Here is a 12,117-nt window from a genome sequence, read left to right on the forward strand (position 1 = left end):
ATGAAAAATCGGGTCCTCGGTGTCGTCTTCATCGTCGTGCTGACCGCGGCGCTGACCGCCTCCGTGCTGCAGTACCAACGGGCGTTCACCCCGGTCGCCTGGGTCACCCTGCACGCCGACCGCGCCGGGCTGCAGCTCAGCGACGGCGCCGACGTCAAGGTACGCGGCGTGCGCGTCGGCGACGTCCGTTCGGTGCGCAGCGACGGTGCCGGGGTTGTCCTCCGGCTCGCCATCGACCCGGCGTCGACCGCCCGGATCCCCGCCGACACGACCGCCCAGCTGCTACCCAAGACGCTCTTCGGCGAACGCTACGTCGAGCTCGTCCCGCCGCCGGCCAGCACCGCCGGGCCGATCCGCGACGGCGCCGTGATCACCCAGGACCGCAGCCGCACCGCCGTCGAGCTGGAACGGGTACTCGACGAGGCGCTGCCCCTGCTGCAGGCCATCCGCCCCGATCAGCTGGCCACCACGCTGGCCGCCCTGGCGACCGCCCTGGAAGGGCGGGGCGACCAGCTCGGCGCGAACCTGGCCGCACTCGACGCGTACCTCAAGCAACTCAACCCGGCGATGCCGGCGATCGCCGAGGACATCCGCACGCTGGCGATAGTGCTGGACAGCTACGACGCGGCGCTGCCCGACCTGCTGGCGTTGCTGCGCGACGTCACGGTCACCGCCCGCACCGTCGCCGACCAGCGCACCCAACTGGCGGCGTTCCTCGCCACGACCACCGGAGCGGCCGACGTCACCCGGGGTTTCCTCGACCGGCACGGCGACCAGCTCATCCGGCTGGGCGCGGTGAGCCGGCCGGTGCTCGAACTGCTCGCCGTCTACGCCCCCGAGTACCCGTGCCTGATGAGCGGCCTGGTCGCCCTGCAACCCCGGGTGGAGGAGGTGTTCGCCGGCGGCCGGATGCACATCACCCTGGAGGTCACCCGCGACGGTGGCAGGTACGAGCGGGGCCGCGACGAGCCGGTCTACGGCGCCGACGACGGGCCGAACTGCCGTGGCCTCCCCCGGCCCGCCGGAACGGCCCCGGAGGTTCCGGTCGACGACGGCTACGACTACTCCGGCGAGCGTCACCGCCCGAGGCTGCCCGTCGGCGTGCCGGCCGCGCCCGTCGGCGCCTCCCCGGAGATGGGCCGGGCCGCCACCAGCGAGGAACGGGCCCTGGTCAAGCCCCTCGTGGGTGCCCTCACCGGCACCCCGCCGGCGGAGGTGCCCGACATCGCGGTGCTGCTGTGGGGGCCGCTGCTGCGCGGCGCGGTGGTGCACGCGCGATGAGCCAGAAGACGATCGCGCCGCTGGTCAAGCTGGCCATCTTCGCCGCCGTGACGCTGCTGCTGACCGGGCTGCTCGCGCAGACCCTCGGCGCCTTTCCTGCCGGCGGTGTCACCTACCGGGCCCGGTTCACCGACGTCACCGGGCTGCTGCCCGGCGACGACGTGCGCATCGCCGGGGTGCGGGTCGGCCAGGTCAGCGACATCCGGGTGGTCGACAACACGGTCGCCGAGGTGGCCTTCACCGTCCGCGACGAGGTGCCCCTGGTCACCAGCGTCCGCGCCAAGATCCGCTACCGGAACCTCGTCGGCCAGCGCTACCTGGCGCTGAGCGAGGGACCGGGAGACCGGCGCCCGCTGCGGCCGGACGGGCTCATTCCGGTCGGCCAGACCACCCCGGCGCTGGACCTGACCGCGCTGTTCAACGGATTCCGGCCACTGTTCGCCGCGCTCGACCCGGACGACGTCAACAAGCTCGCCTACGAGATCATCCAGGTGCTCCAGGGCGAGGGCGGCACGGTCAGCAGCCTGCTGAGCCGCACGGCGTCGCTGACCAACACCCTCGCCGACCGGGACGCCGTCATCGGCCGGGTGATCACCAACCTCAACGACGTCCTGGCGACCCTGGCCACGCGCGACCGTGACCTCGACCGGACGATCCGGCAGTTGCAGGAGTTCGTCTCCGGGCTGGCCGCCGACCGGAAGGCCATCGGCCAGGCGCTGGTCAACATCGGCGACCTCACCGCCGCGACCTCGTCACTGCTGGCGGAGGTGCGGCCGCCACTGGCCGCGGACGTGCGGGCCCTGGACCAGCTCGCCGGCACCCTCGACCGCAACTCGGCGGTCATCGAGGGCACCCTCGGCCGGCTACCGCAGCGGTACGAGGCGCTGACCCGGGTCGCCTCCTACGGATCCTGGTTCAACTTCTACCTCTGCGACTTCGACGGCCAGGTGACGGCCGCCGGCCAGACGCTCAACCCCGTGACGTTCAGCGCACCGGCCGCCCGCTGCGCCGGCGGAGGCAGCCGATGAAACCGTTCAGCGAACGCAATCCCGTGGTCACCGGCGCCGTCGGGCTGACCGTGATCGTCGCCGTGCTGCTCGGCGCCTTTCAGCTCGACCGGCTCGCGGGGCTGACCGGTCGCGCGTACCAGGCTGCCTTCCACGACGCCAGCGGTTTGGCCGTCGGCAACGAGGTGCGGGTCGCCGGCGTACGGGTCGGCAAGGTGACCACCGTGGAACTCGCCCGCGACGGCGGCACGTTCGTGCGGGTCCGCTTCCGGGTCGACGACGACGGCGTACGCCTCGGCGACCAGACCGGTGCGACCATCCGGATCAAAACCGTGCTCGGCCAGAAGTACCTCGCCCTGTCTCCCTCCGGCGGGGGACGGCTGCCCGAGGGCGCGCTGATCCCGCTGGAGCGCACCGCCGCCCCGTTCGACGTGTTGCAGGCCGTCACCGGGCTCGCCGACACCCTCGACCGGGTCGACACCGAGCAGCTCGCCGCCGCGTTCGCCACCCTGTCCGAGACGTTCGCCGACACCCCGGCCAGCGTCGGCTCCGCGCTGGGCGGGCTGTCCCGGCTGTCCCGGACCGTCGCCGAGCGCGACGCCGAACTGCGGTCCCTGCTGGCCCGGGCCCGGAAGGTCACCGGGGTGCTCGCCACCCGCGACGAGGAGTTCCGCAGGCTGGTCACCGACGGCGAGGCGCTGCTGGCCGAGGTGAGCCGCCGCCGGGACGCCATCCACAAGCTGCTCGTCGGCACCAGCGACCTCGCCACCCAGCTGTCCGGCCTGGTCGCTGACAACCGCGCCACGCTCACCCCTGCCCTGAACAAGCTGCGTGAGGTGATCGCCGTGTTGCAACGCAACCGGGACGACCTGGAGCTGACCATCGAACGGATGGCGCCGTTCGTGACCGCGTTCGCCAACGTGGTCGGCAACGGCCGGTGGTTCGACTCGTACGTGCACGGGATGGTGCAGCCGTTCCAGCCAACGACGGGAGGACGATGATGCCCGGCCGGATCCTGCGGTGGCGGCGTCCGGTCGCCGCCGCGACCGTCCTGTTGACCGCCGTCGCCGCCACGGTGGTGGTCCTCCGCCCCGAGACCCCGCAACGGCAGCTGGTCGCCCACTTCACCCGCGCCGTCGGCGTGTACCCCGGATCCGACGTGCGGGTGCTCGGCGTCCGCGTCGGGGAGGTGACCGCCGTGACGCCGCAGGGCGCCACCGTGCGGGTCACCATGCGCTACGACCCGGAGGTGGGCGTGCCCGCCGACGCGCAGGCGCTGATCGTTCCGCCCAGCGTGGTCAGCGACCGTTACGTGCAGCTGACCCCCGCGTACTCCGGCGGGCCGGCGCTGGCCGACGGAGCGGAGATTCCGGTCTCCCGGACCGCCGTTCCGATGGAGATCGACGACATCTACCGGGCGTTGGACGAGTTCAACCGGGCGCTCGGGCCGAAGGGGGCCAACGCCGACGGCGCCCTGTCCGACCTGGTCGCCACGGGACGAGCCAACCTGGAGGGCAACGGCGACAATCTTCGCGACGCCCTCGACGGGCTGTCCCGGGCGCTCGCCACCGTCGCCGACGGCCGGCAGGACCTGTTCGGTTCGGTCGCCAACCTGCAACGGTTCACCACCACCCTGGCCCGCAGTGACCAGCAGGTCCGCGCGTTCAACCAGCAACTGGCCGACGTGGCGCAGCAGCTCGCCGGCGAGGGCGACGAACTGACCGCCGCGTTGCGCAACCTCTCGGTCGCCCTGGCCGACGTCACCGCGTTCGTGCGCCAGAACCGCGAGGTGCTCACCGCCGACGTCGCGGCGCTCGCCGACATCACCGGGGTGCTGGTCCGCCAGCAGCGGGCGGTCATCGAGATCCTCGACGTCGCGCCGCTGACCGTGAGCAACCTCGCCCTGGCCTACAACCCCCGCTCCGGCACGCTCGACACCCGAAACAACGCGACCGGCCCGTACGACCCGGCCGGGTTCGTCTGCTCTCTGATGGTGGACCAGCTGCCGGCGACACGGGTGCCCGAGACGTGCCGCGCGCTCGCGCAGACCCTGCACGCACGCGGCCTGCCCATGACCGATCAGCTGCGGAGGCTGCTCAAGCTGCCGCCCGGCGCCCCGGCGACCGGTCCGGTCCCACCGGGAGCCCCCTCTCCCGGAGGGCCGGCCGCCGATGCGGCGTCGGGCGGCCCCGACATCGCCCCCGACCTCACCCTCGGCGGCATCCTGCGGGGGCCGGCATGATCGCCCGGATGCGCCAGCTGGCGGCCGGCGTCCTGGTCGCGGCGCTACTGCCCGCCGGGTGCGGCCTGCCGGAGGTGACCGACCTGCCACTGCCCGGTGGCGAGCCGGCCGGCGCCGGATACCGGGTCACCGTCGAGTTCAGCGACGTACTCGACCTGGTGCCGCAGGCCGCCGTCAAGGTCGACGACGTGACCGTGGGCAGCGTCGAGAGGATCTCGCTGGCCGGCTGGACGGCGCGGGTGACCCTGCGCATCGACCGCGAGGTCCGTCTGCCGGCCAACGCCACCGCCGCCGTCCGGCAGAGCAGCCTGCTCGGCGAGAAGTACGTGACGGTGGCCGCGCCGCCCACCGAACCGGCGCGCGGCCGGCTCGCCGACGGTGACGTCATCCCGCTGGTCCGTACCAGTCGCGGGGCGGAGGTCGAGGAGGTGCTCGCCGCCCTCGGGCTGCTGCTCAACGGCGGTGGACTGGCGCAGCTGCGCACCATCAACCAGGAACTGGCGGCGGCACTGGACGGCCGCGAGCCCGCGGTCCGCGACGCGCTGCGCCAGCTCGACACCTTCATCGGCGGGCTGGAGCGGCAGAAGAGCGACATCGTCCGGGCCGTCGAGGCGCTCGACCGGCTCACCGGCCGGCTGGCCCGGCAACGGCAGGTGGTCGGCGACGCGGTCGACTCCCTCGCCCCCGGGATGACCGTGCTGGCCAGCCAGCGCGCCCAGCTGACCAGCGCGCTGACCGCGCTCGGTGAGCTCGGCCGGGTCGGCACCCGCGTCGTGGAGCGCAGCCGCGACGACACCCTGGCCAGCGTACGGGCGCTGCAACCGATCCTGGAGCAGCTCGTCCGCGCCGGCGACGACCTGCCGAAGTCCCTGGACTTCATGCTGTCCTTCCCGTTCCCGCCGAACGTGACCGGGGCGATCGTCGGCGACTTCGTCAACCTCTCCGTCACCGCCGACCTCGACGCCGCCGGCATCCTGGCCAACCTGGTCGCTGCGGCGCCCGCACCGCCCGCCACGGCACGCCCGCCCAAGTCCGGCGCGTCCCGGCCGGGTGGCCCGGGCGGGCCCCGGCCGGACGCCGGCCCGCTGCCCCTGCCCGACCTGCCACTGACCGGGTGCCTGCCCGATCCGAAGAATTTCCCGGCGACCTGGACGCCACCGAAGGACTGCCGGCTGCCCGAGGGATGCGTGCTGCTCAAGCCCGGCTCGCCGGTGCCGGTGGACGGCCTGATCCTGCCGAAGGGGCTGGTGCCCCCCGGCACCGCGTTCCCCGCCGGAACCGAGCTGCCGTCCGGCACGGTGCTGTCGGGGCAGTGCGTGCTGCCGGTGACCGGGGCGATCACCGGCCAGACCGGTGACCTGACCGACGTCCTGAAAGGGGGCTTGCTGCCGTGATCGGGCGTGGCACGAAACTCAAGGTTTTCGTCTTCGTCGTGGTGAGCCTGCTCGGCGTCACCTACGTGGGGGTGCGATACGTCGGTCTCGGCGACCGGCTGCTCGGCGGCGGGTACGTCGTCCACCTCGACCTGGCCCGCGCCGGCGGCATCTTCCCGCACGCCCCGGTCACCTACCGCGGCGTGCCCGTCGGCCGGGTCACCGCGGTCACCCTGCGCGGCGACGGCGTCCGCGCCGACCTGCGGATCCAGCGGGGCGTACGGGTGCCGGCGCAGTTGCGCGCCGTGATCGCCCAGCGTTCCGCCGTCGGGGAGCAGTACGTGGATCTGCGCCCGGACCGCGACGTCGGGCCGTACCTGCGCGCCGGTGCGGTGATCCCGGCCGACCGCACGGGCGTCCCGCTCGCCCCCGAGGTGCTGCTGTCCAACCTGGACGCGCTGGTCCGGTCGGTCGGGCCGGACGATCTGGCGGTGCTGGTCACCGAGCTGGGCACCGCCTTCGCCGGCAACGAGCAGGCGCTGGCGCGGATCCTCGATGCCGGTGACGCGCTGCTCGCCGACGCGACCGAGGCTCTGCCCGAGACCCTCACACTGATCGAGGACGCCCGGACCGTCCTCGCCACCCAGGCCGAGTCGGCGGAGGCGCTGCGGCGGTGGGCGGCCGGGCTGGCCCAGCTCGCCGCCGCCGTCCGGGCCGCCGACCCCGACCTGCGCCGCCTGCTCGCCGCCGGTCCGCCAGCCGGGCAGGAACTGGTGGCGCTGCTGCGCGGGCTGGAACCGACCGTGGGCACCCTGCTCGGCAACCTGATCACCGTCAACGGCATCGCCGCCCGGCGGCTGCCCGGCATCGAACAGTTGCTGGTGGTCTACCCGATCACCGTCGCCGGCGGGTTCACGGTCACCCCGGGCGACGGTACGGCACACCTGGGCCTGGTCCTGAACGCCAACGACCCGCCGGCGTGCGTGTACCGGAGCCCCGAACGGGGGTGCAGCGCGGCGGACCGCGCGGCCGGCGCCGGCGTACGCGGCGCCGCGAACGCGCCGCGGCCCTCGGGGGCCGAGCCGGCCTTCACGGGCGGCGCGTCCCGGGCGGGGGCCGGCACGGCCGGCTACGACCCGGTGACCGGGCTGGTGCTCGGCAGCGACGGCCGGCCCCTGCAGTTCGGCGGGACGGGCGGCCAGTACCGGACCGCCGGGGACCAGTCGTGGAAGCAGTTGCTGCTGGCCGGGGTGACCCCGTGACCGGTGGTGGGGAGGAGGATGTCGTGCAGACACCCAGGGACGGCAGGCTGAAGGTGATCAGGGGTGCGAAGCTCGCGGTGCCCGGCAGGCCGGCCCGCCGGCGGCTCGTCAGCCGGCCGGTGAACCGGGCGACGGCCATCGAGGACGTGCTGCGGCGCCTCGACCGGGAACCGGTCGAGGCGCCCATCGAGGTCGAGGACCGGGAACCGGTTGAGGATCTGCCGTGTGATGGCGGCCGTGTCGAGGACCGGGAACCGGTCGATGGCCTGCCGCGTGACGGCCGCCGTCCCGGTGTCGTCAAGCCTGCCGCCGATCCGGACACCGCCACCGGCGACGGGCGTCGAGCCGGGTCGCCGGCCGGCCGGGCGCTGGTGGGCATGCTGGCGGTCGCGCTCGCCGCCACCCTGGCCGCCGCTGTCGTGTACGGCCACCGCTGGTACGCCGACCGGGCGGTGGAGGAGGCGCGCCAGGGGGCGCTCGCCGCGGCCAAGCAGGTCGCCGTCAACTTCGTCTCGGTCAGCGCGGCGAGCGTCGACCGGGACCTGCAACGGATCTCCGCCGGGGCGACGGGCGACTTCAAGGAGGAGTTCGCCCGGGGCCAGTCGCAGGTCCGGGCGGCCGTGGTGGAGAACAAGGTGGAGTCACAGGGGTCGGTACTGCGGGCGGGAATGGTCTCCGGAGACCGCCGCCGGGCTGTGGTCCTGGTCGCCGTGGACGCGACGGTGAGAAACGTCAAGGCCCCGGAGGGGCGGCCGTCGCACTACCGGATCCAGATGGACCTGGTCCATGAACCGGAGTCGGGTCAGTGGCTGGTGTCCCGCCTGCAGTTCGTCGGTTGACGCCCACCTTCGATCAAGGAGAATCGATGCGTACTCTCGACCCGGCCCGCTGGCGGCCCGACCTCCGCCGCGTCCGGCCGATCCCGGCGTTGGTCACGGCGATCCTGCTGGCGGCGGCCGTCGCCGGCCTGGGCTGGCACGGCGACCGCGGCGCCGAGCGGCGGGACGCCGCCGTCCGGCAGGTGCTGGCTACCGCCCCCGCCGCCGCCAAGGCGATCTTCTCCTACGACCACCGCACCTTCGACGACAGCGTCGCGAACGGCCGCAGCTTCGTCACCGGGCCCTTCGCCCGGGAGTACGCCCAGACCACGGCGACGCTCAAGCAGACCGCCGTCAAGCAGCAGGCGGTGGTGCTGGCGGAGGTCTCCGCGACGGGGGTGGTGAGCGCCACGGCGGACCGGGTGGAGCTGCTGGTCTACATGAACCAGTACCGGCGCAACGTCAACACCGCCGGCGAGAAGGTGGACCAGAACCGGGTGCTGCTCACGCTGGTGCCCGACGGGGGCGCCTGGAAGGTCAGTGCGGCGTCCGCCATCTGAGGGCCCGTCGGCGGCGGGGTGGTGGTCGCCGGCCTGCCGGCCGAGTCAGGGCGTCTCCGGCTGTTTCCTGGTCACGCCGGAGCCGCCCTGACCGGGGTGGGTCGACACGTGGTCGGTCCGCGGTTACGGGGTGACCACCCGGCCGCCGAGGGTCACCACGAGGCGACCGTCGAAGGCGAAGGACCAGCCCAGAGGGCATGGACGAGAAGGGCTGCCCGGGTGCGGGTGCGGCTGGAGGAGTTCGCGGGGTTGCCGCGGTCGGATCAGCGGGTGACTGGTCCGCGGTATCTGCGCGGGTTGATGCTGGATGGCCGGCGTAAGTCGATGCAGCCGATGGCGCAGCGTCTCGGGGTGGATCACCAGCAGTTGCAGCGGTTCCTGACTTCGTCGACCTGAAATGTGGCCGGTGTGCGGCGACGGGTGGCGGTAGCTGCTGTTGGGGCAGTGGGTCCGCAGGTGTGGGTGGTCGACGACACCGGGTTCCCCAAGGACGGCAAGGCCTCGGCGTGTGTGGCCCGGCAGTACTCCGGCACCCTCGGCAAGGTCGCCAACTGCCAGATCGGCGTCAGTGTCCACGCCGCGACTGACACAGCGTCAGCGGTGCTGAACTGGCGGCTGTTCGTGCCCGAGTCCTGGGACGAGACGTGCGTCCCGGACGCCGACGGCAAGATCGCCAACCCGCACTCCCGCAGGCTGCGACAACAGCCCGTCACCCGCGACCAGGCCGGAGCGAAGAAGCCCCACACACGCCCACGGCTGCACCCGCCGAGCAGATCGACCAGATTCGACGACGACGGGCGGCATCAGGGGGCAGGTGACAAGCCGTCAACACTGGCTGCTCGCCGGCGCAGCATCACCACCAAAGAGATCGCCTACCACATCTGCTACGGACCCCGCCGCACCCGTCTGGTCGACCTGGTCCGCAGCGCCAGCACCCGGTGGGCGATCGAGGAATGCTTCCAACAAGCCAGGAACGAAGCCGGCCTCGTAGATGCCGCAGCTTGAGAGCTCCCATGACGTGCGACGGCAACGACGCCTGCTGGCCGGGTTCGGGGTGAGACGTATGCAGACTAACGGGCGTCGATGGCCGAGCCGTTACACACCCATATCGGATCGCCGACAGTGGCCCCGAGACTCGCCCCGTAGTTTGCCCAGGCGGGGGCCGCATCAGGCGGCCAACACACCGGGAGGCACCATGCGCAGAGCCAGCACGTGGAAACCAGCCACCGCCGCCGCCGCGATGCTCCTCGCCACCGCAGGCACCGTCGCCGCGACAGCGTCGCCAGCCGCAGCTGCCACCACGATCAGCGGCCGGATCACCTGCGGCGCGAACTCGCAGGGCAGGGTGGTCGGCATGTGGGTGTCCACCAACGCGGGCGGTAACGGCTGGGCGTCGTGGACGGCGACCTCCGACCCGATGATCGCCAACTATTCGAAGGCGATCCCGTCAGGCGCGACCAGCGTGAGTGTGGCGGTCGGCTGTGGTGGCAGCCCGGCGAGTTGGGCGCGCACCTACTACGGGTCGACGAGGGTGCCGTCGGGCGGCGGTGCCGCATACAAGGATTGGATTTGCTACACGTACGGCACGGACGTCTGCATCTGACCTACCTGAATAGCAGGGCCCCGGCCCGCCCGTGTTAGGGGTCGGGGCCTCGCCACGTCCCGAACTGCCCGAGGAACGCCCGCAACCGCCCGATGGACCGGTCGGGGTGGGGTGCTGTGTGGTCGGCGTCGGTCACGGGGTGCTCCCGTCAGTGACTGGCTCGTGCGCGTCGCGCCGGGCACAGCGAACGTCGAACCCGGAGTGGGGCGAACTATCACTCCGTTGGCCCAGGCCCGCGCTTCGTTGTCGGCTTCGGCCAGAGAGCCGTCGGAGCGCGAGAGCGCCTGCGTCAGGCGCCAGCCATCGGGGTAGCGGCGCACGAAGTACAGGTTGGCTGAGATCGCGTTCATGGGAGTCCGACTTCATTGTGGCGTCGCCAGCGATTGACCCACTTGCTGGCGCAGGCCCGCGAGATCCCCATCTCGGCGGCGACATGAGCGATTGGGCGGTTCGGCAGCGCTCGATGAGTCGCCGCCGTCCCTCGACACAAAACGGAGCGTTCGCGTGGCTCATCGAATCGCCTGACCGACGCGGGGTGCGATGAATCGCCGGAGCGGCAGGGCGATGAGCAGTGCGACCGTGACCAGGAGGCCGCTGACCCACACCGGGCCAAGGTCGCCGGCATCGGCCCCGAGGGCCGCTGCTGCAACGACGGGGCCGCCAGCGGCACCGATGTTGAGCGCCGCGGTCGCATACGACCCTCCCATGGTGGGGGCGCCTGCTGCCTCGTAGAGCACCCTGGCGATCAGGGTGCCGCCCAACGCGAAGGAAAGCGTGCCCTGCACGAATACGAGGAGCAGAAGCGCCACCGGCTGGGCAGCGAGGGTCGCCAACGCGACCCAGCCGAGCAACAACAACGGGCCACCGACTGCGATCACGATGCCGGGACGCTGATCGGAGAGCCGTCCCGCGAGGGTGACGCCGAGGAAGGACCCAATACCAAAGAGCACCAGCACGACCGAGACCCACAGCTCGCCCAGGCCGGCGGTGTCAGTCACGATCGGTGCTAGGAAGGTGAATGTGGCGAAGGTGGCAGCGTTGACGAGGGCACCGAGCAGCATGACCAGGACCAGCCTGGGCATCGTGAGCTGGGCAATCTCGTGGCGAAGAGACGAGCCAACCGGAGTGTCCCGAGGGGTCTTTCCGGCACGGGCCGGGATGCCCTTCATGACGCCGAAGGCAGCGGGAAGACAGAGCAGTGCGATCGCCCAGAAGGTTGCCCGCCAGCTGAGCACCGTGCCGAGGACTGCGCCGCCGGGAACTCCAGCGATGGTGGCCACCGTCGTACCCGAGAGCAGCACCGCCAGCGCGCGCCCTTTCTGGTCAGATGCGACGAGCGTGGCCGCCGTGCTCAGTGCCACAGCAAGGAAGCCCGCGTTGGCCAGGGCGGCGATCACCCGGGTAATAAGCAGAACCGCGAAACTCATCGTGAGAGCGCCTACGACGTGGGCTACGGCGAAAACCAGCACGAAGCACAGCAGGCTGGCCCGGACAGGCCACCAGCGCGCAAGCGCCGCCATCAGCGGCGCGCCGAAGATCATCCCGACAGCGAACGCCGAGGTCAGAAGCCCGGCGGCCCCGACCGACACGTCGAGGCTAGTGGCGATGTCCGGCACCAAGCCGGCAAGCATGAACTCCGAAGTGCCCATGGCGAAGACCGCCACGGCAAGCAGGTACAGCGGCAGAGGCATCAAGAACTCCGAGGTGAGAGAGAACGAGGAGACGTCTCGTCACCGCGGCCAGCGCCCAAGGATGCGCGCAATGCCCATGCAGCGAAGGCTGCTGGGAAGCGGGCTATGAACTCAGTGGTTCAGGGGGCTGACGGCGTGACCGAAAGCCCCCACCTTGGATGCCTCAGGGCTCGACATGGCGCAAACACTACTCAAACCCGCCGGTCACCACGCAACCGGGTTCCGCCTGGGCGCGTGTCGTCAACCTTGTGCCCCACAACAGCTAACGAGTCCCTCCTCC

10 protein-coding genes and 2 pseudogenes are annotated in these 12,117 nt (G+C 72.1%); 10 read left to right on the forward strand and 2 right to left on the reverse strand.

Annotation, left to right across the window (positions count from 1 at the left end; all coding sequences use genetic code 11):
- From E1165_RS05705 to E1165_RS05750, 10 genes and pseudogenes are all read left to right on the forward strand, one after another.
- The gene (locus E1165_RS05705; protein WP_132388434.1) at positions 1-1,281 is read left to right on the forward strand and encodes an MCE family protein; all 1,281 of its coding nucleotides are present in this window, start codon (positions 1-3) and stop codon (positions 1,279-1,281) included.
- A complete protein-coding gene (locus E1165_RS05710; RefSeq protein ID WP_132388436.1) occupies positions 1,278-2,309 on the forward strand; it encodes an MCE family protein in 1,032 nt (343 codons plus the stop codon). Before E1165_RS05705 ends, E1165_RS05710 begins: the two co-directional genes overlap by 4 nt.
- Positions 2,306-3,289 carry an MCE family protein gene (locus E1165_RS05715; protein WP_132388438.1) on the forward strand — a complete coding sequence of 328 codons (984 nt, stop codon included), beginning with the start codon at positions 2,306-2,308 and terminating at the stop codon, positions 3,287-3,289. The genes E1165_RS05710 and E1165_RS05715 overlap by 4 nt, the downstream gene beginning before the upstream one ends.
- Entirely contained in the window at positions 3,289-4,530 is a 1,242-nt protein-coding gene (locus E1165_RS05720; protein WP_165945151.1) for an MCE family protein, read from the forward strand. Before E1165_RS05715 ends, E1165_RS05720 begins: the two co-directional genes overlap by 1 nt.
- A gap of 8 nt (positions 4,531-4,538) precedes the next feature.
- The gene (locus E1165_RS05725) at positions 4,539-5,924 is read left to right on the forward strand and encodes an MCE family protein (protein ID WP_132388442.1); all 1,386 of its coding nucleotides are present in this window, start codon (positions 4,539-4,541) and stop codon (positions 5,922-5,924) included.
- The gene (locus E1165_RS05730; protein WP_132388444.1) at positions 5,921-7,165 is read left to right on the forward strand and encodes an MCE family protein; all 1,245 of its coding nucleotides are present in this window, start codon (positions 5,921-5,923) and stop codon (positions 7,163-7,165) included. Before E1165_RS05725 ends, E1165_RS05730 begins: the two co-directional genes overlap by 4 nt.
- A gap of 23 nt (positions 7,166-7,188) precedes the next feature.
- Complete coding sequence (locus tag E1165_RS05735; RefSeq protein ID WP_132388446.1) at positions 7,189-8,004, forward strand: hypothetical protein; 816 nt, start codon at positions 7,189-7,191, stop codon at positions 8,002-8,004.
- 26 nt (positions 8,005-8,030) lie between these two features.
- Positions 8,031-8,543 (forward strand): hypothetical protein, encoded by a 513-nt coding sequence (locus E1165_RS05740; protein ID WP_132388448.1) that lies wholly within the window; start codon positions 8,031-8,033, stop codon positions 8,541-8,543.
- Positions 8,544-8,762: 219 nt separating this feature from the next.
- Positions 8,763-9,242, forward strand: a pseudogene (locus E1165_RS05745) (transposase); the annotation flags it as partial.
- A gap of 496 nt (positions 9,243-9,738) precedes the next feature.
- On the forward strand, positions 9,739-10,146 hold the full coding sequence (locus E1165_RS05750) for a hypothetical protein (protein ID WP_132388450.1): 408 nt from the start codon (positions 9,739-9,741) through the stop codon (positions 10,144-10,146).
- 352 nt (positions 10,147-10,498) lie between these two features.
- Here the strand turns inward: E1165_RS05750 and E1165_RS05755 are convergent.
- Positions 10,499-10,659, reverse strand: a pseudogene (locus E1165_RS05755) (helix-turn-helix domain-containing protein); the annotation flags it as partial.
- Positions 10,656-11,837 carry a Cmx/CmrA family chloramphenicol efflux MFS transporter gene (locus E1165_RS05760; protein WP_132388452.1) on the reverse strand — a complete coding sequence of 394 codons (1,182 nt, stop codon included), beginning with the start codon at positions 11,835-11,837 and terminating at the stop codon, positions 10,656-10,658. The gene E1165_RS05760 and the pseudogene E1165_RS05755, both read right to left, overlap by 4 nt.
- Between the last annotated feature and the right edge of the window lie 280 nt (positions 11,838-12,117).

It is taken from the genome of Micromonospora sp. KC723 (assembly GCF_004348595.1).
In the GTDB taxonomy this organism is placed as follows: domain Bacteria; phylum Actinomycetota; class Actinomycetes; order Mycobacteriales; family Micromonosporaceae; genus Micromonospora.

What these genes read in the sequence shown, in the direction of transcription:
- E1165_RS05725 (WP_132388442.1), top strand. Translation starts at nt 4,539, where the DNA reads ATGCGCCAGCTGGCGGCCGGCGTCCTGGTCGCGGCGCTACTGCCCGCC.
- E1165_RS05720 (WP_165945151.1), top strand. Translation starts at nt 3,289, where the DNA reads ATGCCCGGCCGGATCCTGCGGTGGCGGCGTCCGGTCGCCGCCGCGACC.
- E1165_RS05750 (WP_132388450.1), top strand. Translation starts at nt 9,739, where the DNA reads ATGCGCAGAGCCAGCACGTGGAAACCAGCCACCGCCGCCGCCGCGATG.
- E1165_RS05740 (WP_132388448.1), top strand. Translation starts at nt 8,031, where the DNA reads ATGCGTACTCTCGACCCGGCCCGCTGGCGGCCCGACCTCCGCCGCGTC.
- E1165_RS05760 (WP_132388452.1), bottom strand. Translation starts at nt 11,837, where the DNA reads ATGCCTCTGCCGCTGTACCTGCTTGCCGTGGCGGTCTTCGCCATGGGC.
- E1165_RS05715 (WP_132388438.1), top strand. Translation starts at nt 2,306, where the DNA reads ATGAAACCGTTCAGCGAACGCAATCCCGTGGTCACCGGCGCCGTCGGG.
- E1165_RS05710 (WP_132388436.1), top strand. Translation starts at nt 1,278, where the DNA reads ATGAGCCAGAAGACGATCGCGCCGCTGGTCAAGCTGGCCATCTTCGCC.
- E1165_RS05705 (WP_132388434.1), top strand. Translation starts at nt 1, where the DNA reads ATGAAAAATCGGGTCCTCGGTGTCGTCTTCATCGTCGTGCTGACCGCG.